The sequence below is a fragment of the Erythrobacter ramosus genome (assembly GCF_009828055.1).
Lineage (GTDB): Bacteria > Pseudomonadota > Alphaproteobacteria > Sphingomonadales > Sphingomonadaceae > Erythrobacter > Erythrobacter ramosus.
The window spans coordinates 151,155-173,854 of sequence record NZ_WTYB01000001.1 but is presented as its reverse complement, the minus strand read 5'-3'; the positions used below and the strand labels follow the sequence as shown (position 1 = coordinate 173,854).

Here is a 22,700-nt window from a genome sequence, read left to right as displayed (position 1 = left end):
GCGCGCAGCACACTGCCGGCCTTCCTTCCTGTTGGAACCACCATGTCCGAGAATGTGATCCGCTGACGAGCCTTGGCGCGGTTTGACCCGCGCACAAGGCTGATCGTGTCGCCGCCGTGAGCAAGGCTCGCCCCGGCGCCTGTCAGCATTTCTTCTCAGGACACTTCCATTGAACATCTCGAAACACGAGCAGCGCGTGCTGCACGTGCTCGCGCAGGGCGGCATGATCCGTTACCTGCGCGACGCACACGGCAAGGTAATCGAAGTCGACTGCTACAACCGCGATGGCTTTCGCCTGACCGATTGCAGCCTGTCGATCTTCAATCGGTTGCGCCGCCGGGGGCTGATCCGGAGCATGGCCGGACAACCCTATCGCATCACCCGTGAAGGGCTGGCGGCGGTCCGGGCGCAGTTGGACAATCGTTAACAGGAGAGCGCCGAAAACAGGCACAAAAAAAGGCGGCGCGATCCCCTGCGCCGCCTTCTCTTTTCCCGTCCAAGGGTCTCTTGCGAGTAGCCTTACACCATCAATCCGTAGGGCGCACGGTCTTTTCGTCATCGCGGATGGTGATCCGCAGGGTTTCGCCCGAATTGCCGGGGAAGCCGGTGAAGATCGCGTCCACCAGATTGGGCACGAGGCGCGGGAGGCGGTTCGAGCGCGAGACCGCTTCGGCTTTGCCTTCGAACAGGCGCTGGCCATCTGCGGCGCGGTCGATCTTCAGGTCGATGCCGCTGGTGTAGATGGTGTAGCTGCGCACGTCCGGGCCGCCGAAGAACGGATCGTTGAAGCCGAGGCCCCAGCCGCCGCCGCCCCAGCCGCCCCACCGGCCCCACGGACCAAAGCCAGCTGCGCCGACACCGTTAAAATCGGTCCGCACGCGTTCACGCCCGCCATCGACGCGGTAGTCGAAGCGCACCAGCAAGTCCGCGCTCTCAGGCGTAGCGGCGCGGGTGTAGCCCAATTCCTGCATCTCGGCCGCGACCGAGTTGGCATAGGTGGCAAATTCGAGCCCGCCCGCAAGCTTGGGATCTTCCGGCACGACCGCGAAGGACTGGCCCTGCGGCGCAGGCAGCGGCGCGGCAAAGCGCGACACATCGGCCTTGAACGGGGTGGCACAGGCCGACAGCCCGATTGCGAGAGCGACCGGAAGGGCGAAGCGGGTGAGAGATTTGATCGAAGACATAGGAGATAACATGACACAACCCTTGTCTGGTTTCCATTGCAATGAAAGCAATGGTGTTAGCGTGTGATATCATATTGCACGGGCATGAACGACGATTGAATATTCGCCGTTGCTGCGCCTCGGCTCGTCGCAAATGACTCGTGAAATCAGTGCCGCACTAATCCCAATGCACGGTAGGCCGCATCGAGTGTCGGCTTGCCGCGTTCGCGCGCCTTGGCAGCGCCCCGCGCGAGGATCGCGTCGAGCGCTTCGCTGTCGTCCTTCAACTCGACGAAGCGGTCACGGATCGGGCCGAGCTTGGCGACGAGCAGGTCAGCCAGCGCAGGCTTGAACGCGCCGAAACCCTGCCCGCCAAATTGCGCGAGCACCTCAGCCGCCGACTGCCCGGCGAGCGCGCCGTAAATGCCGACGAGGTTCTTCGCCTCGGGCCGGTCAGCCAGCCCCGCTTCCTCTGACGGCAGCGGTTCGGGATCGGTCTTCGCCTTCTTCACCTTCTGCGCCATCGTGTCGGCATCGTCCGAGAGGTTGATGCGGCTCATGTCGCTGGGATCGGACTTTGACATCTTGGCCGAACCGTCGCGCAGGGACATGATCCGCGCCGCTTCCTTCGGGATGATCGGATCGGGCAGGGTGAAGATTGGCGCGTCTTCGGTGCCGAAGTCATTATTGAACTTCTGCGCGATGTCGCGGGCCAGCTCCAGATGCTGCTTCTGATCCTCGCCCACAGGCACATGGGTCGCCTGATACAGCAGTACGTCGGCGGCTTGCAGCACCGGGTAGGTGAACAGCGCGACCGACTGGCCCTCGCGGTTTTTGCCCGCCTTGTCCTTCCACTGGGTCATGCGGTTCAGCCAGCCCATCCGGGCCGTGCCGTTAAGCAGCCATTGCATCTCTGGGTGGAGCGGGACCTGCGCCTGATTAAACAGGATCGCCTTGTCGGGATCGAGCCCGCAGGCCACCAGCGTCGCCACCAGTTCAAGGGTCGAGGACCGCAGTTCGGCCGGATCATGCGCCATCGACAGGGCATGGAGATCGGCGATGAAGATCAGGCATTCGCCGCCCGCAGCATGGGCATCATCCTGCAGCGCCACATAATTGCGGATCGCGCCGAGATAATTGCCGAGATGGGGCTTGCCCGTGGGCTGGATGCCGGAAACGACGCGCATGTCACTCAACCTCTAGTATCTTGTCATCGGCCTTGGTGCGGGCCGGCTTCCTGCGCCGTAGCTGGGCGAGCAGGTCCTTGTCGAGCGCGCCAAACACAAACGCTGCGGCAAAGAACATCGCACCGCCAGCGGCCACCAGCACGCCGAGCGACCAGACGCGCTCGATCAGGCTTGCGCCATAGCGTTCCGCCATCAGCGGCACCAGGTACCACAACACCCCGGTCATCGCGCCCGTCGCCAGCAATTGCCGTGCGACTCGGCTGATAAGCTTGGGAGTGAAGTGAAACCACCCACGGCGGTGGAGGATGATGTAGAGTAGCACGCAATTGAGGCTGGCCGAGGCGGCGGTCGCTGCAGCCAGCCCGACGATCCCGAAGCGGTTCACCACATACAAATTGAGTGCGACGTTGAAGATCAACGAAGCGAGTGCAGTCCACACCGGGGTGCGGGTATCTTCACGCGCAAAGAAACCGGGGTTCAGCACCTTGACGATCACGTAAGCAGGTAGGCCCGCAACCAGCGCGACCACGATCTGCGCCATCAGCGCGCCGTCGGTTGCCGTGAACTTGCCGCCGACGAAGAAGGCGGTGCAGAACGCCGGTGCACACACCGCCAGGGCAGCGGCGGCGGGCAGGGTCAGCAGCGTCGCGATTTCAAAGGCATTGCCCTGCAAGCGCTGTGCCTCGGCTTGATCGCCGGTGTGGATGTGGCGGCTCAGCATCGGCAGGATTGCCGTGCCCAGTGCAATTCCGACGATCCCGAGCGGCATCTGGTTCAAGCGGTCGGCAAGCTTCAGCAAAGTCAGCGAGCCCTGCGGCAGCGAAGTCGCAAAGAACGTATCAACCAGCTGGCTGATCTGGTAAATCCCGGCCCCGAAGGTTGCTGGCAGGATCAGCAGGCCGAGCCGCTTCACCTCGGGCGTGACGCGCGGCAGTTGAACCTTCAGCTTTACCCCGGCGCGCCGCGTCTCCCACGCCAGATAGAGCAGCTGCGCAAAGCCGGACAATGAGACTGCGGCGGCCAATACCTGCACCACGACCACATCATCGCCGCTCGTCCCGCGCCAATGGTCGCCCAGCAGGATGCCGGAAATCAGGAAGATGTTGAGCAGCACCGGAGCGACCGCTCCGGGGCCAAAGCGTGACCGCGCGTTGAGCAGGCCCGAAAGCATTGCGACCAAGCTGATGAAGAACAAATACGGGAAGGTCACCCGGCTGAGAAACACCGAAAGTTCGAACTTGCCCGGAACGTCGCCATATTCGCTCGCCAGCGCCCAGACGATAGCCGGCATGAACACCATGCAGATGCCGCTGAACGCGAAAAGCACCCAGACGAACACGCTCAGCACATCGTCGGCGAACTTTTCCGCGGCCTCCTCGCTGCCCGGCTCGCCATCGCGGCCATGCAGCGCGCGGCTGTAGAGCGGCACGAAGGCGACGCTGAACGCGCCTTCCGCGAACAAGCGGCGGAAGGTGTTGGGCAGGGTGAAGGCCAGTTGGAACGCGTCAGCCGCCATCCCCGCGCCCAGCACGCGGGCGAGAAGAATATCGCGGGCAAAGCCGAACACCCGGCTTACCGCAGTCAGCCCGCCAATCGTGCCGACGTTTCTAAGCAGGCTCATGGCTGGCCGCGACCGCTGTGGTCAGGATGTCAGGCGTTGCCTGTCACCGGGGAAATCGGTTTGCCCCCGGCGGCTTCTTCGGCGCGGCGCGCGGCAAGCTGCTGTGCGTAGAGCCCGTTGAAGTCGACCGGATCGACCATCAGCGGCGGGAACCCGGCATCGCGCACGGCATCGGCAACGACGCGGCGGGCGAAGGGGAATAGCAAGCGGGGTGCTTCAGCGTAGAGGAAGGCGTGGGCCTGATCCTCGGGCAGGTTGCGCATGCCGACGAGGCCAGAATAGGCCAGATCGACGATATACATGGTACCACGTTCCGAGGTGGCGGTCAGTGTCAGCTTCAGTGTCACTTCGTGAACGTCGGTGCCGATCACTTCGCTGCCGATGTTGAACTGCACGTCGATCTGCGGCGGTTCGGCCCATTGGAACACGTCCGGCGCGCTGGGGTTTTCGACCGAGAGGTCCTTCACATATTGCGTGATGATCCCGACCGCCGGCAACGTGTCTTCCCCATTGGGCTGCGGCCCGCCGGCGTTCATGGTGTCGAGATTGGTGAGGACGCCTTCTTCGTCGGACATGGTGTCACTTGTCTTTCAAAATGGGTAACAGGATGTGCGCCTGACGCACGCTGTGCATGCGAGGGCTGCTCCGGCGTGCGCCTAGCAGGGGTGCGGCCAGCCCGCAACCGCAGGCACGCGCGCCGGGATAGGGCGAAAGATTCGACCCGGGCAGCAACCTATTGGGCGTTGGCGAATTGTAATCGATACCCATTTAAGGCAGTGTAGGCGTCCTTGGGCCAAGCTGCGCCGTAGCTGAGCTTTCGCCCTGTACGAAGATCGGAATTGTTGCTGTGCTCGAAATCGTTCTCCTCGCCATGGTCGCCGCGTTTCTCGGCCTGCGCCTCTATTCGGTGCTCGGACGCCGGGCGGAGCAGGAAGAAGAGCCAGTGCCGCAGCGCTTCGAATCGGATGACAAGCCCGCCGGGATCCGTCCCGCAGCGATGCCGGCGGCCGTGGCACCGCCGCGCCCGGTGGAGCTCGAAGGCGTCATGCCTGCGGTTGAGCGCGGCCTGCGTGAAATCGCCGCGGCCGACAGCAAGTTCAACCTTGCCCAATTCCTCGAAGGCGCACGCGGTGCCTATCGCATGACGCTCGAAGCCTTCTGGAAGAGCGACCGTGAGACCCTGCGCGAATTGTGCGACGATGATGTCTATGCAGGTTTCATCGCCGCCATCGATGCGCGCGAGGCGGCAGGCGAAACGATGGAAAACACGCTGATCCGCGTTGAGGAAGTGCGGATCCATTCGGCCTCGCTCGATGGCAAGATGGCGCGCATCGCGTTGCTGTTTGTCGCCGATATCGCTGCTGTGACCCGCGACAAGGAAGGCACTGTTATCGCCGGGTCGCTTGATGATGCAGTCGAAAGCCGTGACGTTTGGACCTTCTCGCGCAACATCAACGCGCGCGATCCCAACTGGCTGCTCGACGAAACCGACGAAGGCTGACCAACCGGGGCCTGATGCCCCGACCCGAGGAACCTGTAATGCGGCTGCTGCTTGGCCTTGCGATGCTGTTGGCCCTGGCAGGTTGCGGGCGGGTGATCCCGCAAGGCAGCGTGCCGCCGCCGGTTGTCACCGCCCCCGTCGCCCCTGTGGCTGCCAATGCGGTACTAGCGGGCGTTGCGCTCGGTCCGGCTCTGGCTGCTCTGTCAGTCAATGATGCCGATGCGCGGGGCGCGTTGACGAGCTTCATCGAATCGTGCCCGCGCCTGCTGACCCGCGAGGATGCCAGCGGCCTCACCCGGCCCGATGACTGGCGCGGGGTTTGCGATGCTGCGCGCGGCATCGCACCGGGGCGGGCGCGCAGCTTCTTCGCCGAACAATTCACCGCTGTGCAGATCGGCGACGGGAAGGCCTTTGCCACCGGCTATTTCGAGCCCGAGATCGCCGGCAGCCGTACCCGGCGCGCGGGCTTTGACGTCCCCGTCTATGCCATGCCCTCCGATCTGGTGCGCGGCTGGCCCGACGATGTGCCTGCCTCCGAGCGCACCGGCCGTCCGCCTTTGGGCCGGTATGACGAACAGGGCCGCTTCGTGCTCTATCACGACCGTGCGGCGATCGAGGACGGGGCCTTGGCGGGCAAGGCGCCGATCATCGCTTGGGCCGCTGATCCGGTCGAATTCTTCTTCCTCCAGATTCAGGGCTCGGGCCGTCTGCGCACGCCCGAGGGTGAAGTGATACGCATCGGCTATGCCGGGCAGAACGGCCGCGAATATGTCGGCATCGGCGGCGTGATGCGCGAACGCGGGTTGCTGGGCGAAGGGCCGGGCAAGTATTCCGGATCGATGCAGGGGATCATGGCCTATATCCGCCAGAACCCGCGCGACGGGCGTAATCTGATGCGACTCAACAAGAGCTGGATCTTCTTTTCCGAACTGAAGGGCGATGGCCCGCTGGGCGCTTTGGGCGTGCCGGTGCGGCGCGAGTCTTCGGTGGCGGCAGACCCGGCCTATGTGCCGCTGGGCGCGCCGGTATGGCTGGGGCTCGACCGGGCCGAGGCGAACGGCTTGTGGATCGCGCAGGACACCGGCGGGGCGATCAAGGGCGCAAACCGGTTCGACACCTTCTGGGGCGCGGGCGAGGATGCGCGCCGCACTGCCGGCGGGATGAGCGGGCGCGGGCGCGCCTACGTGCTGCTTCCGCGCGCGGCTGCGGCACGGCTCGGCGGGCGATGAGAGCGCCGCGGGGGCTGACCACAGGCGAGCAGGCCGCCTGGGCGCATCTGGCTTCCAGCGTGAAGCCACTGCCGGGCAAGAAGCGGCCCGATCCTCCCGCACTGCCCAAGGCTGCGGCAACGGTCCCGACCAAGACTGTGATGGCAGCCAAACCGGTCAAGCCCATCGGCAAGCCGCGCGCCCCCCTTCACCAGCCCTTGGCTGCGCCGCCGCCCCGGTATGCGGGAGAGGACCCGAAAGGCCTCGATTCGCATTGGGACCGGCGGATGAAGGCGGGCCGATTGGACCCTGACCTGACGCTCGACCTTCATGGTCACACGCTCGACACCGCCTATGATCGAATCATGGGCGGGCTCGATCAGGCGCGGATGATGGGCGCGCGAGTGGTGCTGGTGGTGGCTGGGCGGGAGCGACCGGTCGATCCGGCGGATCGGATGGCAAAACGCGGGGCGATCCGCGCCAAACTGCTCGACTGGCTCGCCGCGAGCCGCCATGCCGGCACGATCACTGCCGTGCGCCGCGCCCATATCCGCCACGGCGGCGAGGGTGCGCTCTACCTGATCCTCAAGCGCCGCTGAGCGCCTGCTGCCACGCGGCGGCGAGCGCTTGGGGGTTGCCGGTGCCAAAGACGTATCGGTCGGGGCGCACCAGCACGGCCTGCGCATTGTGTCCATCCAGCCAAGCGGCCAGCCCTTGAGCGAAGGGGGCGAGTTGGGGCGAGTCCAGACTGGTCCGCGCAATCAGCCACGCGCCATCAGGCATAGCATCATCAAGCCGCGCCCCATCGACCGCTAGGCCTTGCGGGAAATAGGTCCCTGCGCCTGCCGAACCGGCAAGTACCGCTCCGGCTGCAAGCGGCGGGTAAGCGGGCGGGCCGTCCGGCAATTTCCCGAGCATCCGGGCAAAGCCAAACTTCGCATCGCGCAGCATCGCGCTGATCCGGCTGGTGGTGCACACCATTCGCCCCATCATCACCGCCATATCGATTGTGGCGCGCAGGTTGGGGGCACGTTCAGGCTGGTAGGTATCCAGTAGTCCGTCGCCAGCCTCCTCCTTGACCACGGCAGCGAGCTTCCAGGCGAGGTTCGCCGCATCGCGCAGGCCGGAGCACATCCCCTGCCCCGCAAATGGCGGGGTCTGGTGCGCGGCATCGCCGGCCAGCAGCACCCGGCCCTTGCGCCACTCCTGCGCAATCCGGGCGCGGAAGGTGTAGACAGCCGTACGCTCGATCCTAACCGCGCCTGCGACATTCCACGGCGCCAGCAACCGTTCGACCGAGGCAGGGGTGCTGATCGCCTCTTGCGTCTCGCCGGGGAGGATCATGAATTCCCAGCGGTGCCGCCCGGCGCCCATTATCACGCAGGTGGTGGGGCGCGCGGGATCGCAGATCTGCAAGTTGGCGGTGGGCAGGCGCGCCGGATCATCGACCAGCACATCCACCACAAGCCAAGGCTCCTCGAACCCGAGATCCTCGAAACTGATCCGGCAGGCCTTTCGCACCGGACTGCGCGCGCCGTCGGCACCGACCAGCCAGCGCGCGCGGATGCTTCGATCGCCGTCCGGGGTGGCGAGGCGCGCGGTAGCGCCCGCGCCATCATCTTCGAAGTCGAGCAGTTCCCACCCGGTCCTGAGATCGGCGTATTCGTGCACCAGCAGCGCCTGCCGCAATGCCGCTTCGACCGAAGGTTGGTGGATCATGTTCGCAATCGGCCAGCCGCCGGGGCCGGTCTGACCAGCCCCGTCGAAGCGCATCAACACGCGCCCCTTAGCATTGCGGAACTCGTAGCGATCGGCGCTGCGGCTGGTCGCCATCACAGCCTCGGCAGCGCCCGCTTCTTGCAGAATCCGCATCCCCTCATGGTCGATATGCGCCGCACGCGGGAGCGGAAAGATCGCCGCTTCCTTTTCGGCGACGATGACGCTGATCCCGCGTTTCGCCAGCAGGGCCGCCAGCGTCACCCCGGTCGGCCCGCCGCCGATGATCAGCACGTCGCAATCATAGGCGGCGCTCATGGCGTATCAGCCCTCGGCCAACATGGTGCCTTCGATATGGCCGAGGCGGTCGATCTCGGTCCGCACCACATCGCCCGGCTTGAGGAACTGGCGCGGGTCCATCGCTGCGCCGATTCCGCCGGGCGTGCCGGTGAACAGGCAATCGCCCGGCTCCAGCGTCATGCCGACCGAGAGGTGCTCGATCTGCTGCCAGACGTTGTAAACGAGGTGGCTCGTGTTTGAGCTCTGCCGCTCCTCACCATTGATATAGCAGCGGATGCCTAGTGCGTGGGGATCGCCCACTTCGTCGGCAGTGACGATCCACGGGCCCATCGGCGCGTGGGTATCGAAGCTCTTGCCGAGCGACCATTGCGGCACGGCGTGCTGCCACATCCGCTCGGTCACATCATTGCCAACGGTGTAGCCGAAAATCGCGGCGGGCGCGTCGGCTGCGGCGATGTGCTTGCCGCCCGCGCCGATGACCGCAACCAATTCCGCCTCGTAATCGGGCGTCATGGTGCCGCGCGCGATCAGGATCGGATCATAGGGCGCGTTGACGCTGGTCTGCGCCTTGGTGAACCACACCTGCCGTTCCGGCGTGCCGAGGCCGCTTTCGGCGATGTGATCGGCATAGTTGAGGCCGATGGCGAAAATCTTGCCGGGGCGTGGGACGGGGGCTTCGAGCTTGACGTCGGTCAGCGCAATGCCCGCGCCGGTCGCCGCCTTGGCCTCGAGTCCGGGCTTCAGCGCGTCCCAATCGCGGATCACATCGATCATCGTGCCGGGCACGCCGGTTTCGACCACGGTATCGCCAACCACGATCCCGGTGCGCGTCTTGCCATTGTGGGTGAAGGTGCAGAGTTTCATCGATCAGGCTTCCTTGGGTGAGCGGGCAAACAGGCGCTTGATGCGCAGTTGCAGGGCAGTGACGAAGGCGACGAGGCCGGGCGGCGGGGCCATCTTTCCGGCAAACATCGGGTGCGGCGCGCCCCACTGGACGGCGAGCAGCGCCTGCATCGTCTGCTTGGCAGGCGGATCGGCGGCGGTGAACAGGTCGCCATCGGTCCAGTGCTCCAGTTCGTTGCCGAAGGGGTCCTTCCAATAATCGAAAATCTGGCTGCCCATGATGTGCCGTCCCACGCCCCATGCGGCCTCGCGCTGGCGGGTCTTAAGATATTCGTGGCCGAGCATCAGATCGTCCAAGCTCTCCACCTCGAAGGCGGCGTGCAGCAGCCCGAGCGCGCCGGGCAGCTGGGCGAGGAAGATCGTATGGTGATCGGACGGGAGATCGCCCCGGTCGCAGCGCATGAAGGCGCCAAGCGGGACGTTGGGTGCGGCTTCGATTTCGTCGGACGTGAGGAAGCCGAACCGTTCTTTCCACCACCTTTCCGAGCGGCGGAAATCGCTCACCTTGAGCACCGCGTGGCCGATGCGGCGGACATGGGCCGGGGCGGGGTCGAGACGGATGGTCTCGCGCTGGCGCGGTTTGGCTGCGGCGCTGTTGAACAGCGGTACGGGGACGGGGGCAGGAGGTTCGCAGTGTTGACCCGCGACCACCTCGACCATGTAGCCATCGGGATCGGTGAGGCGCAGCACCATGCCTCCGCCTGGTTCGTTCAACGGTTCCGGGGTGAGGCCTTCATGCGCGGCGAGGGTTTCCAGATCGGCGATGCTCGCCGCGCTAAGCCCCAGCCCGAGAAAGCGCGACTCGCCCGGCTCTGTTACATGGACGAAGGCCCGCCCGTCGCTGCCCTTGCCGTAGAGCCGCCCGCCCTCCTCGAAGCAGGCAAGGCCGAAATCCTCCAGAAAGCCGCGCATCAGCGTGAGATCGGGCGCGGCAAAGCGGACATGCGCGATGTCCTCGACTTTGATGACGGCCATGATCCCCTCCTGACTGATTTGCATTTGACTATTTGGTCAGATAGCTTGAAATTGACTATCTGGTCAAGTATGTCGCCGTTTATGGTGGCTGACGCTTCTTCACCCCGCATACAGCGCACCCGCGCGGCCCTTATAGCGGCCGGGCTCGACCTGCTGGCAGCGCGCCCGATCGATGCGATCCCGATCGACGATCTCGTCGCCCGCGCCGGGGTGGCCAAGGGAAGCTTCTTCAACCACTTCAAGGACAAGCACGACTTCGCTGCCGCCGTCGCTGCCGAGGTGCGCGCCGAGGTTGAGGCGGAGGTCGGGCGCGCCAATGCCGGGGTTGCCGATCCGGTCGAGCGGATCGCGGGCGGCATGGCGGTGGCCGCAGCCTTCGCGCTCGATCAGCCGCGCCGCGCAATGGTTTTGCTGCGCAGTCAGGTGCCAGCCACGCGCCAGACTCATCCGCTCAACCGCGGGCTGAAGGAGGATATCGAAGCCGCGCTGGCCGAAGGTGCGCTCCGGCCCGAGGCCAAGACGGCGGGCCTCGTCTATTGGCTCGGCCTATGTCAGGTGCTGATGGCGCACATGCTCGAAACCCGGCCGACCCGCAGCGAGGCGGCGGCGCGGCTGGCGGAGATGCTGGCGATGGGGCTTGCGGGACTTGGCGTGGCTGATGCGAGGACGGGCGCGGCGGTACAGGCGACGTTGCAACGCTGGGGCGGCTGAGCCTCAAACCGTCCCCTTGGCTGCAACCAGCAGGCGGGTTTGCGTATCAGGCGCGTCGCGCGAGACCGCCAATGCGCCGGTTTTCTGCCCCCCAGCCTCGGCACGATAGGCGCCGAAGCCGAGCCCTTCGAATAGCACATAGCCATCAAAATCCGTGACCGCCCGCGCCATCTCGCGCCCGTCCGTGTCGTGCAGCACCACCACCATGCCAGAACGCGGGGTGCGCTGATCCCCGGCCACCAGCAGCACCTGCACCTCGATGCTGCCCGTGGGGCGCAGAGCGATGGGGACGTGGCGAACCTCGCCGGGGCGCAGGGCCAGCCGGTCGCCTGCGCGGGCCGGGCGAAGAGTGAAATCGGTGAGGCTGGACATCTGCGTCTCGATATCGACGTCCGGCCCCGGTGCGATCCCGCCGATCAGGACCGTGCCGTCCGCAGCCGTTTCCTCGCGCCGCAGCGCCGCGCCGACGATGAAGCGACCGCCGGAGACGCCTTCTTCCGTGGCTCCGCGTGCACCGTCACCATTTTCGTCGACGAACATCTCGGCCATGATCGCGCCGCTGCGGGCGATGCCCGCCGGGGCCGTGCGCCAGCGGTTTGGCCCGCGCCACAGCCCAAGCGTCAACCCGATCCCAGCGCGCCAGCCATCGCCTTCGCGCCCCGCCGAAGCGCTGAGGCCGAGCGGGCCGAACTGCTGGCTGAAGGTTGCCCCGCCGCCGATTGTGCCGCTGTCCGCCTGCCAATCGAGATCGAGCGCGAGATTGCCTGCGCCGAATTTGCGCGCCGCGCTGAGGTTGGCGCCGTCGATCCGCCAGCCGTTCCGGTCCGAGGCGGTGATGCCGCTCCGCAGCCGCCAGTCGCCCCGGCGCGCGGTCACGCCGAGCGCGGCGGTGCCCTGCCACGGCGCGCTGCCTTCGCGCACCGCGCCCAGCGCCAGGTTCGCCTGCCAGTCGGCCATCGGCAGCACCATCCGGGCCGCAGCGATGTGACGTTCGCCGCCGCGCCGCAATGCGCCGGTCTGAACCCGCGCCTGCCAGGGGAGGCTGAGGCGGCCAAGACCGATCCGGCCCTGTCCGCTCACTGTCATCACTTGCGCAAATTCGCGCACCAGCGGCGGCAGGCCGGGGCCATCGTCGCGGCCATGCTGGGCCAGGTCGAGCACCAGATCCTGCGAACCGATCCGCCGGGCCAGTCGCAGCGCGCCGCCATAGCCGCCCGCCCGGTCCCGCGCGCCGGTCAGCGCCCACAGCCCGCCGCCCAGCGCCCCGTTCAAGCCGAGCGCCACTGCGGGTTGCCCCTGCGTGCCCGCGCGCACATCAAGCCGTGCGGTCAGATCCGGCGCCATGCCCCAGTCGAGGCTGGCAAAGGCGGTCGGCCCTGCGGGCTCATCCGCCAGGGTTTGGCCCAGCAGCGGTTTGCCGCCGTCGACGATACCGAAGCTGTAGCCGATTTCGTTCTCGGCATTCATTTCGGTGCCGACGAGCCGGGTGAAGACTTCTTCGCTCATCTCGCCATTGGGGCCGTAAAGGCGCACCACCCAGCGGTTCTCGCCGATGCGGACGGGGATGTCGCCGAACTGCCATTGCCCGGCGGCGTCGGGTTCGCGGGTGACCGCGACGAGGCGTTCCTCGTGCCAGAGCTCAGCCTCCCAACCTTGCGGGAGCGGGCCAGTTAGGGTGATGGTGTCGACCAGATCCGCCCGCCACGGCGCGCGTGATGAGACCACCAGTCCACGCCCCGAAAGCGCGTCGGCGATCAACGGCTGGGCAGGCGCGGCAATATCGCCAAGCGCGAGGCTGCGTGCGCCGAGCGGGCCGAGCAGGTCAGGCGTATCGCGCGCGTCGGAGAGCGTGAAGCCGGGGATGATGCGGCCGTCATTGGTGACTGCGACGCCGACCCGGCCTGCAAGCCCGAACAGTGCGCCGCTGGCGAGCAGATTGGCGGAGACCTGCTGGCCTTGAGGGGTCATGGCGATCCCGGCGCCAAGATCGGCGCTCCACAGCTTCACCGCGCCTTCCGGGCGGGCGAGCAGCGCGAAATCGGGGCGCGAAGTCTCGGGCCGCAGCCGCGCTTGCCGTTCTTCACGCGCGAGGCGCATCAGCACCGGCAGCGCGGCAGTGGGGGCGATCAGCAGGCGCTGGCTTACCTTGTCATGGCTGAGGCTCATGGGGAGGTAAGCGGCCACATCGGTCAGCGGCAGGCACTCGCCGCTCGGGCTGGGCAGCAGGGCGGCGGCGGGAATGGTGACCGTGCGGCGCGGCTCGGGCAGGGTCAGAGTGATATCCTCGCCAGCCGGTTCATGTGCCAGTTCCAGCGCATCAAGCAGCGGGAGGATCGCGACGCAGGCCCCGCCATCTGCGCCCAGATCATGCAGGGCTACGGCATCGACGATCAGCTTGTGATCGGCGAACAAGGCCGGAAGGGCGAGCCCGTCAGCGGCCTGACCGGCGCGCTCCGCAGCGGGGTCATTGCCGAACAGCCGATCGAACAGGCCGTCCTCTTGCGCCCGAACCGGGGCAGCGTCTCCGCCAACCAGACTGGCTGCGCACAGAAGCAGGGCCAGCCATCGCAGCGGCCAGAACGGGTGGCGGGACATGGTTGGTTACCGAGCCAGGTCATGTGCTCAGAGCGCCGCCGTCAGGCTGGCGAGCAGCTTGCCGGCATTGGCCGGATCGCCCGCGTCAGTCGAAGTGTAGTCGATCCGCACTATCTTGCCGGCCAGCTTGGCGCGCACATCGGCGGGCAGCGGCACGATCACGTCGCGGCTGGTGTTGGGGGTGTAGATCGCAACGCCGCGCACCAGCCAGGCGGGGGCCTTCTCGCCCTCGACAGTCAGGCTGACATCGCCATAGGTCGAACGCGTGCCGGAGCGGGTGAGGCGCACCACCAGCTGATCGGGCGCCTCCTTGGCCATCGCGGCCGCATCCATCGTGACGGCGGCATCAAGGCTGCCGACGCGCAGGATCACGGGGATGGTGATCGAGCGGATCGCGACCAGTTCTATCGAGAGGCTGTTGTCGGTGCCGGCCTCGCCTGCAACCTGGGTCGTCCCGGCGCTGACAGGCGCGGACATCAGGCGCAGGTGCGAGCGGTATTCGCCCGCGGCAAGATCGCCGGGAGCGGTGGCCATGACGCGCACGACCTGGCGTGCGCCCGGCTCCAACACCAGCTGGCGCGGGGAGTAACGCAGCTTGTCGTCGGCGAATTGTTCGCCCGGACGGGCCTCGCCTGCGTCTTCAAGGCTGCCATCTTCGCGCATCCGGCGGTTTTCAATGGCGATGCGGAAAGCGGCGGTTTCGGTGCCCTTGTTGACGAGCACGAGTTCGGTCGAGCGCGCCTCGGGGGTCAGCACCACACGGGTGGGGGCGACCAGCAATTCGGCAGCGGCAGGTACAGGGGCGGCAATCGCCGCGATCAACGCGGCGGCAATGGGAAAGCGGATCATGGGATGAAGACCTTACGTGGGCAGGGGTTGGTCTTGTTCGTGGATCAGGGGATCCGGGAGCCGCGCGGGGGGATGCGCGGCTCCCGTCCCCCCCTGCCACGGAGGGCTTACTGGTATTCCACCGCGACGGTGAAGCTACCGGTGTACTTGCCGGCTTCCTGACGGACGCCAACGTCGAGCGTGCCGCCGACGGTGAACGCGTCTTCGCCCTTGAGCAGCTGGCCGTTCGACTTCGAACCGTTGAAGTCCGAAACGCGCATCGCGGTGCCCTTGTCGTTGACGATCTTGATCTCCTTGGGGAGGTTGATCGTGTAGAAGGCGTCGGCTTCACCGGTCACCGCGAAAGCGGCAGCGGTGTGGTCGGCGGTCAGGCAGGTCAGCGCCGGGCCGCACTTGCGGCTGCCGTCGGCCAGCACGACGACGCTGTCAGCGACGGTCGTCGAAGGGGCGATGGTGCCGAAGTAGAGGTCGGTCACGTTGCTGATTTCGAGCGGAGCGATGATCTTCGCGCCAGCGCCGGCGTCAGCCGACTGAGCCTGAGCCGAAGTGGCAGCGGCGAACGAAGCGAGCACAGTGGCAATAGCAAACATCTTGTTCATTTCATTGGTCCTTTTTGGTCTTGGTCATGTCCAGCGGCGTCGTGCCGTGGCTGAACCCCAAATGCCGATCCGGACCCGGCCTGTCATTGTCGCGAGGGGATAATTGGCGGCGCGGAAGGCTTAACCGCGTGCACCCAAGGGATAGCGGTCTCTTCGAAGGAATAGGGTCACCTATACGAAAGGATAAGGTTTGTGCCCCATAAGGCCGGATTGCGCGGGGTACGCGCGTAACCCACTCAAGGCTCCTGTTTGACACAACCCTTCTGACCGGACTGCACACCGCCATGCTTGAGCCTGATTTCACCCTCCCGCCGATTCCCTATGACGAGCCCGATCGGCTCGCCGCGCTGCATCGCCTTGATGTGCTCGACACACCGCCCGAGGCGGAGCTCGATGTCATCACCCGGCTGGCCGCTGACCGCTTCGATACGCCGACTGCGCTGATCAGCCTGGTTGATTCGACACGCCAGTGGTTCAAGTCGCGCTACGGGCTGGAGGCGTCTGAGACCTGCCGCAGCGATAGCTTCTGCGGGCATACGATCGCGGGTGAGGGCGTCATGGTGGTGCCCGATGCTACCGCCGATCCACGCTTTGCCACAAACCTGCTGGTCATCGGCGCACCGCATATCCGCTTTTATGCTGGTGCACCGCTGATGCTGGCCGATGGGCACAAGGTTGGCACGCTGTGCGTTATCGACTCGGAACCACGCGCAGGCCTGTCGGAACGCGAGGCTGAGATCCTTCAGCTTATGGCCCGCCAGGTGGTCAGCCTCCTTGAAGGACGCAATGCCCGGCAGGATCGGCGCATTGCCCAGTTGATCGCCCAGACCACCACGGATGCCTTCGTCTGCGCCGATTCGCACAGCCGCATCACCTTGTGGAACCGCGCGGCTGAGGCGATGTTCGGCTGGTCCGCGGCCGAAGCGTTGGGCCAGAGCCTCGACCTCATTACTCCGCAGGTGCATCGCAAAGGGCATCATGCTGGCGTCGCGCGGATGCGCGCAAGAGAACCGTCAAAGCTGGTAGGGCAGACTGTCGAAGTCCCTGCGCTGTGCAAAGCGGGCCATGAAATCCCCGTCGAACTTTCGCTGGCGATGTGGCCCGAGGAAGGCGGCGATGACCGGACCCCGGCGGGCTTTGCCGCGATCATCCGCGACATCTCGGCGCGCAAGGCGGCGGAGGCCGAGCGGGTCACCACCGAAGCTCGGCTCGCCCGCCAGGTGGCGGCGATCCAAGCCTCGGATGACGGGATCGCGCTCACCGACGCTGCGGGCGACTTCATCTTCATGAACAGCGCCCATGCGGCGATGTTCGGCTATCCCGATCCGGCGGCGCTGGTGGGCCGTCCGTGGACTGTGCTCTACGATCCCCTCGAAGCCCAACGTATCAATGATGAAGCGATGCCGATCCTGTTTGCGCAAGGCCAATGGCGCGGCGAGACTCAAGGGCTTAAGGTCGACGGCACCCCGATCGAGCAGGAAATCGCCCTCTCCCTCGCGCCCGAAGGCGGGATCGTCTGCGTCACCCGCGATGTCGGCGACCGCCGCGGGATGGAGCGCGAGAAGGCCCGCCTGCGCGAACAGCTGATGCTGGCTCAGCGGCAGGAAGTCGTCGGTCAGCTCGCGAGCGGCATCGCGCATGATTTCAACAATCTGATCGCGGCGATTTCCGGCACCGCCGAACTGCTGCGCCATATCGACGACAACCGCGTGCGCCATCATGCGCTTCGCATCCAGTCGGCGGCGACAACGGCCGCGGGTCTGGTCGAAAAGCTGCTGACACTGGGCCGCCGGGTGCCGCATCCCAAGCTGGTCGACTTGCGCCGCACCTTGTGGGACGTGCGCGATCTTGCCTCGTCAAGTCTGACCGATCCGCTCCACCGGATCGAGCTGGAATTGCCGTCTGAGCCGCTGATGGCGCTGACCGATGATACCGAGCTTAATCAGGTGGTGCTGAACCTTGTCCTCAACGCCCGCGATGCGCTGCGCCCGGGCGAGACTGCGCGGATTAAACTCGAAGTGCTCAGTGCTGAGGGCATCCAGCCCACCGGCAAGTTGATTCTCGGCACGGTGCCAGAAGTTCCCGCCGCGCTGATCCGGGTCAGTGACACCGGCATCGGCATCAGGCCGGAGGAATTGGAACAGGTGTTCGAACCGTTCTTCACTCACAAGGGCGAGGCAGGGACCGGGCTGGGACTTGCTGTGGTGGCCGGGATCATCGCCAGCAACAACGGCGCGCTCGCGATTCAGAGCTGGCCGAGCTGCGGCACCGTGTTCGAAATCTGGTGGCCGCTCGAACCGGGCACCGTCGGAGATTCGGCTGAGGGCAGCGATGCCTCATTGCGCGCTGGCCCTGGCCTCTTGGGTAAGGCGGTGCTGGTGGTCGATGATAACCCTGCCGTCGTCGATACGCTGGCGGAGATGCTCGAACAGCTCGGCGTCGAAGTCGGCCCGTGCCTTGATCCGGCCGACGCGATTGCGGTGATCCGCGATGATCCAACCGGCTGGGATCTCGTGATTACCGATTACGATATGCCCGGCATGAACGGCGCGCAGCTGGCCAAGACCTTGCGCAAGTACCGCAAGGATTTGCCGATCCTGCTTTTGACCGCCCTGCCGCGGGTTCACCAGTTGCACCAGGGCCCCGACGGGGTTTTTGATGGCGTGCTGGGCAAGCCCACCAGCGCCGCGCGGCTCGCCAGTTCGGCAGCAGCGGCCATGGCGGCGGCCCGCGAACGGAGTAATGCATGCGTATCCTGATTGCCGATGACCACGAATTGCTGCGTGATGTGCTGCGCTCCTACCTCGAGGCCGAGGGCGGGTTCGCGGTCGATACGGTCGCCGATCTGCCCGCCGCGCTGGTGAACATCGCCGAGGCCGTGCCGCCTTATGATCTGGTGGTGCTCGATTACGGGATGCCGGGAATGGACGGCTATGACGGGCTCGACCGCGCGCTGGCGGCCAGCTTCGGACGGCCGGTGGCGCTGATGAGCGGTCTCGCCCCGCCGGGCGTAGCCGAGCGGGTGCTGGCCTCAGCCGCGGCGGGATACCTCCCCAAGACCCTGCCCGCACGCTCGCTCGTCAACGCGATCCGTTTCATGGCGGCGGGTGAGACCTATATGCCGATCGACCTCCACCGTCCCTCGCAGGCCCCGGTCGAGCAGGCCTCAGGCCTGTCTCCGCGTGAACGGCAGGTGCTGGCCGGCCTGTGTGCAGGTCACGCCAATAAGGAAATCGCCCGCGACCTCGATCTGCGCGAGCCGACCATCAAGCTCCACGTCAAGCTCATCTGCCGCAAACTCGGCGCGAAGAATCGCACCCACGCAGCGATGATCGCGCGCGAACGGGCGCTGTGCTGACGCCAAGCCGGATAGCGCGGCGGCCGATGCTGGACGCTGACGCCATTTGCCCTTAACTCCGCCGCGACACGAACAGGCGTGAGGGAATGGGCGTGACGAAGCCGGAACAAGATGCAGGCGCCCGCCTTACGCGCCGCGCACTGATCGCAGGCGCGGGCGGGGCCGCGCTGGCCGCGCCAGTCCTGGCGCAGGAGTTGGGGCAGATGATCGATCTCGGCCTGCCCGGCGGGCCGAGCTTGCGGCCACTTACTCCGGCCTTCCCCGGCAAGGGCGAGATGATCGTCCAGCGCATCCGGCCACCTTTGCTCGAAACGCCGATGGAGGCTTTCAGCGAAGGGACGATCACGCCCAATGACCGCATGTTTGTGCGCTGGAACTGGGATATGCCCTCGGCGGTCAAGGCTGCCGATCACCGCGTGGCGGTAGGAGGGGCGGTCAAGGCTCCGCTGTCGCTCACCCTCGACGACATCGCCAATGCGGGCGAGCATGTCGAAGTGACTGCGATCAACCAGTGCGCTGGCAACGGACGCGGGTTGTCCGAGCCGCGCGTGACCGGCACCCAGTGGGGCAACGGCGCGATGGGCTGCGCGAAGTGGACTGGCGTCCGGCTCAAGGACGTGCTCGCCAAGGCAGGGGTGGCCGCCGGGGCGACCCGCGTGCGCTTTGCCGGGCTTGATGTGCCGCTGACCGACGGCGCGCCGCAGTTCATCAAGTCGATCCCGCTGGATATCGCGATGCGCGACGATGTGCTGGTCGCTTGGGGCATGAACGGCGAACCGCTGCCGCTGCTCCATGGCTATCCCTTGCGGATCGTGGTGCCGGGGTGGTTCTCGACCTACTGGGTCAAGATGCTGAGCACGATCGAAGTGCTGACTGGCGAGGATGACAGCTACTATGTCGCCAAGTCCTACCGGATGCCTGCCGCGCCGATTACGCCCGACGACAAGGATTTCCCGACGGTTTCGATCACCACCATGCCGCCGCGCGCGTTCATCACGAGCCATGCCGATGGCGCGGCTTTGGCGCGGGGCAAACCGTTGGCGCTCGAAGGCATTGCGATGGGCGGGGATGCTGCGTTGGCGAGGGTCGATCTGGTCGGTCAGGGGCTTGAACTGCCGTGCGAGCTCGGCCCGGATGAAGGCCGCTATGCCTTTCGCCGCTGGTCGGTGACGCTGCCTGCGGTCATGCAAGACCTCGCTGGGATCGGCGTGCGTGCTGCCAATGCCAATGGCATCGTGCAGCCCGAGACCCTCGTCTGGAACCCCTCGGGCTATGCCCGCAACGTGATCGAACGCATCACTCTGAGGGCGCAATGAGAGGTCTGATCATCATCGCCGCCGCGCTGGCGCTGGCAGGCTGCGAGAGCGAGCCCAAGGTGACTTTCACCGACGCCGCGATCACGCTGCCCGACGATCCGTTGGAATTGCCCGAAGGTCCCGGACGCGAGGCGGTGCTGGAAAACTGCACCGCCTGCCATTCGCCTTCGACGATGTTGCAACAACCCAAGGTCAGCGCTGAAAAGTGGCAATCGATCGCTGAAAAGATGATCAAGGTCTACAAGGCGCCGGTCGATCCCAAGGCGATCCCGCAGATCGTCCAGTACATGGTCGCCGTCCAAGCTGCCGGGGCCGAACAGCAAGGCGCCGCGCCAGCGCCTTAAACGCGGGCCCGCGAACCTTGGAAGTCGGCGGAGAGCAGCGGGCGTGCGGCCACCTTGAACCGGGAGCGCATTGTACATGGCCGGATGGGACATTGGGCGCCCTTATGCCGATATGATGCGGCACAAGAGCTGCCGTTCGGAAGATTGTCCCCTGCCCACGGCTCGACTATCAAGGAGCCGATCGGAGAACAGAGCCCCCCAACGGGGAAGTTCGTTGGTTTTTGAACGGATTATGGCGGAGACGGAGTCCGCCTTAAATGTCCAAGTCCATTATAAATAACAGTATATTGGAAATTTTTCGGAGAGAATTTACCCACATTCTAACCCACGTTTCTGGGCGGAGAGAGCTTTTGCGGAGGTACTCTGCGAGTCGAATGATGTGGGTAAGGGGGACTAAGGTTTGTCCAAGCGGGGGGTCATACATACCGCTCACAAGGGTGGAACACAATCGGACTCCACCCGATCTTCCGGAAGCGGGTGGCTCTCCGTTGGCGACCTCCAAAACAGCGGGCGGCTCATTCAGTTGATCGCTTGTCTCCGCAAATTTCTGTGCCGGGTTTCGGTTCGTTCGTGATCTCGTTCGCTGGCAAGTGGTTCGCTCCCGATTTTCCGTTCATGAACCGGATGCTGGCGGTCTTTCTGGTTACGCTCGCGCTGGCGGTCATCGTGTCGCTCGTGCTGCCTGCAAGAACCGACCAGAACCGCACGGTGACCGCCGATGTCGATTACCGCACGTCGACTGGCTTCAATATCGCGGGGCTAGGCGTGATCCTGATCCTCGCCGCGCTCTACGCAACCTGGTGGTGAACGCATAGGCGGACAGGGACGGTCCTATGGGTCGACCAGTCGGCAAGCCTAATTTGCAGAACATTTTGAAAGTTCCCCGTTAGTGGGCTTCTTCACGCTCATAAGCTGGATGAATTTCTTCCAAGCTGGCCGAACTCCTTTCAAGGCCAGATCTCGGACTGTCTCGTTCGGCCAAGTTTGACTCGAGTCCTGATCCAAAAGCTCGATGGACAAGGCCGTCGTCCCGAACTTTTCCCAAAGCCATTGTATGTTGGTCGACTTCACCGATCCCGGAGTACCGTCCGGTTGGTTGAACAGATCATTCGCGCTTCCCGCGCGGTAGGTGTTCGCGAATCCCCTCTCATCATGAATGACCTGACGAAGGCCGTTTGCGATGTTTTGGAAGCACGCTTTTGCGACTTGGTCTTCGATATTGGGAGCCGCTATGAAATGTGCGTTCGAGTGGAAATCGAGTGCGCCGATAGGCTTGATCAGAGCTGCATAAGCCATGAAGGCTAGCACTTCCGGTTCTTGAGCCCCGTCGCTGGGCATCCATTCCTTGGCATAGGGATCTGAATCAGGGGATCTGTAGGGATCGGCGGTCGGGAATGCCCTGTTGAGGTCAATCCCGACAATACGCCCGTCAGGCGCGCGCCTTGCGTTTTTTCGCCACCCAATCCTTTCGTTCGAAAGGGCATACCCGTCAGGGTTGATGACTGGCAGCAAGACGAAGTCAAATCTCTTGCGCCATTTTGCAGCCTGCGCATCCGAGGACAACAGGTATGTGGCAATATCTTTGACCACCTCGAAGCCCATAGGCTCATTGCCGTGAATGACGCCATCGAACCAAAGCGTCGGCTTTCTTGAACCGGGTCGCCCGATTTCAATTGCCTGTAGCGGACGCCCTTCGCGGCTGTATCCGATTGTCACTAAGCGGGCCCGTCCATGCGATCCGTCCACAAGCGTCCGCATCCAGCCGTACGCCGTTTCAATCGATGGAGCGCCGGTTTGGCAAGTCGACACTTCGTCACCTGCACATATATAATCGTTGATCGCCCTTGATCGTGCATCAGCGACCGGATCCTTGTTCGCTGGTAGGTTCAACACGTGTGCGGTGAACGCCCAAGGCGATCCTCCATAAAAAGCATTCAATTCACTGATTGGACCAGCCAGCTTTGTAAGCAATTCCGCTTGCTGTGCGGGTGTTTGAGACGCCAGAATTGCCCGATAGGCACTGGAATCATCGCTTTGCACCGCTTTCAAAGCCGGCAGCGTCTTCTCGAACACGTCGACGATCTGCTGCTGTAAGCGCAAGCTGACAGGTGCGTGATTTACCGCTTGGACGACGCTGCCAGCACCCTTCGGTGCAGGTGAGTGCGCGGCCGCTTTCGGTTCAGTTTCGGCATTGGGTGCGGGGTTCGAAACCGGATCAGGCTGCGCGGTGGTGCCACACAATGGGGCGGCCAAGAGAAATAGGTACATAGCTGTGCGCAGTCCGTTCGTCACCATATCTCAGTACTTTCCACTAGCCGACCGTATTTGAAAGACGGTCGGCGGCCGCCGATCCG

At 65.0% G+C, this 22,700-nt stretch carries 21 protein-coding genes; 10 read left to right on the top strand and 11 right to left on the bottom strand.

The annotated features are described in order from the left end of the window. Window positions 1-169 precede the first annotated feature (169 nt). Window positions 170-427, top strand: coding sequence for a YjhX family toxin (locus tag GRI59_RS00860; protein WP_160759322.1), 258 nt, complete (start codon window positions 170-172; stop codon window positions 425-427). Between the two features lie 100 nt (window positions 428-527). On the opposite strand, the gene GRI59_RS00855 is transcribed toward GRI59_RS00860, so the two are convergent. From GRI59_RS00855 to secB, 4 genes are all read right to left on the bottom strand, one after another. Then, entirely contained in the window at window positions 528-1,196 is a 669-nt protein-coding gene (locus GRI59_RS00855; RefSeq protein WP_237440631.1) for a DUF4136 domain-containing protein, read from the bottom strand. 134 nt (window positions 1,197-1,330) lie between these two features. After that, window positions 1,331-2,350 (bottom strand): tryptophan--tRNA ligase, encoded by a 1,020-nt coding sequence (gene trpS / locus GRI59_RS00850; RefSeq protein ID WP_160759320.1) that lies wholly within the window; start codon window positions 2,348-2,350, stop codon window positions 1,331-1,333. Window position 2,351: 1 nt separating this feature from the next. Next, a complete protein-coding gene (gene murJ, locus GRI59_RS00845; protein WP_160759319.1) occupies window positions 2,352-3,971 on the bottom strand; it encodes a murein biosynthesis integral membrane protein MurJ in 1,620 nt (539 codons plus the stop codon). A gap of 29 nt (window positions 3,972-4,000) precedes the next feature. Continuing rightward, entirely contained in the window at window positions 4,001-4,546 is a 546-nt protein-coding gene (gene secB / locus GRI59_RS00840) for a protein-export chaperone SecB (protein WP_160759318.1), read from the bottom strand. A gap of 296 nt (window positions 4,547-4,842) precedes the next feature. Between secB and GRI59_RS00835 the strand changes: the two genes are divergently transcribed. From GRI59_RS00835 to GRI59_RS00825, 3 genes are read left to right on the top strand one after another with little or no spacing between them, the layout of a single operon-like run. Next, entirely contained in the window at window positions 4,843-5,472 is a 630-nt protein-coding gene (locus tag GRI59_RS00835) for a Tim44/TimA family putative adaptor protein (protein ID WP_160760360.1), read from the top strand. Window positions 5,473-5,510: 38 nt separating this feature from the next. After that, window positions 5,511-6,701: a murein transglycosylase A gene (gene mltA, locus GRI59_RS00830; protein ID WP_160759317.1), complete on the top strand. Its 1,191-nt coding sequence runs from the start codon at window positions 5,511-5,513 to the stop codon at window positions 6,699-6,701. Further along, window positions 6,698-7,279, top strand: a complete 582-nt coding sequence (locus GRI59_RS00825; RefSeq protein WP_160759316.1) for a Smr/MutS family protein — start codon at window positions 6,698-6,700, stop codon at window positions 7,277-7,279. Before mltA ends, GRI59_RS00825 begins: the two co-directional genes overlap by 4 nt. On the opposite strand, the gene mhpA is transcribed toward GRI59_RS00825, so the two are convergent. The 3 genes from mhpA to GRI59_RS00810 are packed head-to-tail and all read right to left on the bottom strand — an operon-like array spanning window position 7,266 to window position 10,574. Continuing rightward, window positions 7,266-8,714, bottom strand: coding sequence for a bifunctional 3-(3-hydroxy-phenyl)propionate/3-hydroxycinnamic acid hydroxylase MhpA (gene mhpA / locus GRI59_RS00820; RefSeq protein WP_160759315.1), 1,449 nt, complete (start codon window positions 8,712-8,714; stop codon window positions 7,266-7,268). The genes GRI59_RS00825 and mhpA overlap by 14 nt on opposite strands. A 6-nt stretch (window positions 8,715-8,720) precedes the next feature. After that, on the bottom strand, window positions 8,721-9,560 hold the full coding sequence (locus GRI59_RS00815; RefSeq protein WP_160759314.1) for a fumarylacetoacetate hydrolase family protein: 840 nt from the start codon (window positions 9,558-9,560) through the stop codon (window positions 8,721-8,723). Between the two features lie 3 nt (window positions 9,561-9,563). Beyond that, window positions 9,564-10,574: a VOC family protein gene (locus GRI59_RS00810; protein ID WP_160759313.1), complete on the bottom strand. Its 1,011-nt coding sequence runs from the start codon at window positions 10,572-10,574 to the stop codon at window positions 9,564-9,566. An 81-nt stretch (window positions 10,575-10,655) separates the two neighbouring features. Between GRI59_RS00810 and GRI59_RS00805 the strand changes: the two genes are divergently transcribed. Further along, window positions 10,656-11,285, top strand: a complete 630-nt coding sequence (locus tag GRI59_RS00805; RefSeq protein ID WP_160759312.1) for a TetR/AcrR family transcriptional regulator — start codon at window positions 10,656-10,658, stop codon at window positions 11,283-11,285. 3 nt (window positions 11,286-11,288) lie between these two features. Here the strand turns inward: GRI59_RS00805 and GRI59_RS00800 are convergent, their stop codons facing one another. From GRI59_RS00800 to GRI59_RS00790, 3 genes are all read right to left on the bottom strand, one after another. Next, window positions 11,289-13,880 carry a hypothetical protein gene (locus GRI59_RS00800; protein WP_160759311.1) on the bottom strand — a complete coding sequence of 864 codons (2,592 nt, stop codon included), beginning with the start codon at window positions 13,878-13,880 and terminating at the stop codon, window positions 11,289-11,291. Between the two features lie 27 nt (window positions 13,881-13,907). Then, window positions 13,908-14,729 (bottom strand): fimbrial biogenesis chaperone, encoded by an 822-nt coding sequence (locus tag GRI59_RS00795; RefSeq protein WP_160759310.1) that lies wholly within the window; start codon window positions 14,727-14,729, stop codon window positions 13,908-13,910. A gap of 107 nt (window positions 14,730-14,836) precedes the next feature. Next, window positions 14,837-15,328, bottom strand: coding sequence for a DUF4402 domain-containing protein (locus GRI59_RS00790; protein ID WP_160759309.1), 492 nt, complete (start codon window positions 15,326-15,328; stop codon window positions 14,837-14,839). A gap of 284 nt (window positions 15,329-15,612) precedes the next feature. On the opposite strand from GRI59_RS00790, the gene GRI59_RS00785 reads away from it, so the two are divergent. The 5 genes from GRI59_RS00785 (at window position 15,613) to GRI59_RS00765 (ending at window position 21,153) form a co-directional block, all read left to right on the top strand. Further along, window positions 15,613-18,087: a hybrid sensor histidine kinase/response regulator gene (locus tag GRI59_RS00785; RefSeq protein WP_160759308.1), complete on the top strand. Its 2,475-nt coding sequence runs from the start codon at window positions 15,613-15,615 to the stop codon at window positions 18,085-18,087. Next, complete coding sequence (locus GRI59_RS00780) at window positions 18,075-18,686, top strand: LuxR C-terminal-related transcriptional regulator (RefSeq protein WP_160759307.1); 612 nt, start codon at window positions 18,075-18,077, stop codon at window positions 18,684-18,686. The genes GRI59_RS00785 and GRI59_RS00780 overlap by 13 nt, the downstream gene beginning before the upstream one ends. A gap of 92 nt (window positions 18,687-18,778) precedes the next feature. Then, a complete protein-coding gene (locus tag GRI59_RS00775) occupies window positions 18,779-20,002 on the top strand; it encodes a molybdopterin-dependent oxidoreductase (protein WP_337190210.1) in 1,224 nt (407 codons plus the stop codon). Continuing rightward, window positions 19,999-20,346, top strand: coding sequence for a cytochrome c (locus GRI59_RS00770; protein ID WP_160759305.1), 348 nt, complete (start codon window positions 19,999-20,001; stop codon window positions 20,344-20,346). Before GRI59_RS00775 ends, GRI59_RS00770 begins: the two co-directional genes overlap by 4 nt. Before the next feature lie 570 nt (window positions 20,347-20,916). Continuing rightward, window positions 20,917-21,153: a hypothetical protein gene (locus GRI59_RS00765; RefSeq protein ID WP_160759304.1), complete on the top strand. Its 237-nt coding sequence runs from the start codon at window positions 20,917-20,919 to the stop codon at window positions 21,151-21,153. A gap of 48 nt (window positions 21,154-21,201) precedes the next feature. Here the strand turns inward: GRI59_RS00765 and GRI59_RS00760 are convergent, their stop codons facing one another. After that, complete coding sequence (locus GRI59_RS00760; protein ID WP_160759303.1) at window positions 21,202-22,641, bottom strand: M14 family metallopeptidase; 1,440 nt, start codon at window positions 22,639-22,641, stop codon at window positions 21,202-21,204. Window positions 22,642-22,700: the final 59 nt, after the last annotated feature.

Bases quoted from the DNA above. Each gene is read 5' to 3' on its own strand.
- GRI59_RS00855 (WP_237440631.1), bottom strand. From the start codon at position 1,196: ATGTTATCTCCTATGTCTTCGATCAAATCTCTCACCCGCTTCGCCCTT.
- trpS (WP_160759320.1), bottom strand. From the start codon at position 2,350: ATGCGCGTCGTTTCCGGCATCCAGCCCACGGGCAAGCCCCATCTCGGC.
- murJ (WP_160759319.1), bottom strand. From the start codon at position 3,971: ATGAGCCTGCTTAGAAACGTCGGCACGATTGGCGGGCTGACTGCGGTA.
- secB (WP_160759318.1), bottom strand. From the start codon at position 4,546: ATGTCCGACGAAGAAGGCGTCCTCACCAATCTCGACACCATGAACGCC.
- GRI59_RS00835 (WP_160760360.1), top strand. From the start codon at position 4,843: ATGGTCGCCGCGTTTCTCGGCCTGCGCCTCTATTCGGTGCTCGGACGC.
- mltA (WP_160759317.1), top strand. From the start codon at position 5,511: ATGCGGCTGCTGCTTGGCCTTGCGATGCTGTTGGCCCTGGCAGGTTGC.
- GRI59_RS00825 (WP_160759316.1), top strand. From the start codon at position 6,698: ATGAGAGCGCCGCGGGGGCTGACCACAGGCGAGCAGGCCGCCTGGGCG.
- mhpA (WP_160759315.1), bottom strand. From the start codon at position 8,714: ATGAGCGCCGCCTATGATTGCGACGTGCTGATCATCGGCGGCGGGCCG.
- GRI59_RS00815 (WP_160759314.1), bottom strand. From the start codon at position 9,560: ATGAAACTCTGCACCTTCACCCACAATGGCAAGACGCGCACCGGGATC.
- GRI59_RS00810 (WP_160759313.1), bottom strand. From the start codon at position 10,574: ATGGCCGTCATCAAAGTCGAGGACATCGCGCATGTCCGCTTTGCCGCG.
- GRI59_RS00805 (WP_160759312.1), top strand. From the start codon at position 10,656: ATGGTGGCTGACGCTTCTTCACCCCGCATACAGCGCACCCGCGCGGCC.
- GRI59_RS00800 (WP_160759311.1), bottom strand. From the start codon at position 13,880: ATGTCCCGCCACCCGTTCTGGCCGCTGCGATGGCTGGCCCTGCTTCTG.
- GRI59_RS00795 (WP_160759310.1), bottom strand. From the start codon at position 14,729: ATGATCCGCTTTCCCATTGCCGCCGCGTTGATCGCGGCGATTGCCGCC.
- GRI59_RS00790 (WP_160759309.1), bottom strand. From the start codon at position 15,328: ATGAACAAGATGTTTGCTATTGCCACTGTGCTCGCTTCGTTCGCCGCT.
- GRI59_RS00785 (WP_160759308.1), top strand. From the start codon at position 15,613: ATGCTTGAGCCTGATTTCACCCTCCCGCCGATTCCCTATGACGAGCCC.
- GRI59_RS00780 (WP_160759307.1), top strand. From the start codon at position 18,075: ATGCGTATCCTGATTGCCGATGACCACGAATTGCTGCGTGATGTGCTG.
- GRI59_RS00770 (WP_160759305.1), top strand. From the start codon at position 19,999: ATGAGAGGTCTGATCATCATCGCCGCCGCGCTGGCGCTGGCAGGCTGC.
- GRI59_RS00760 (WP_160759303.1), bottom strand. From the start codon at position 22,641: ATGGTGACGAACGGACTGCGCACAGCTATGTACCTATTTCTCTTGGCC.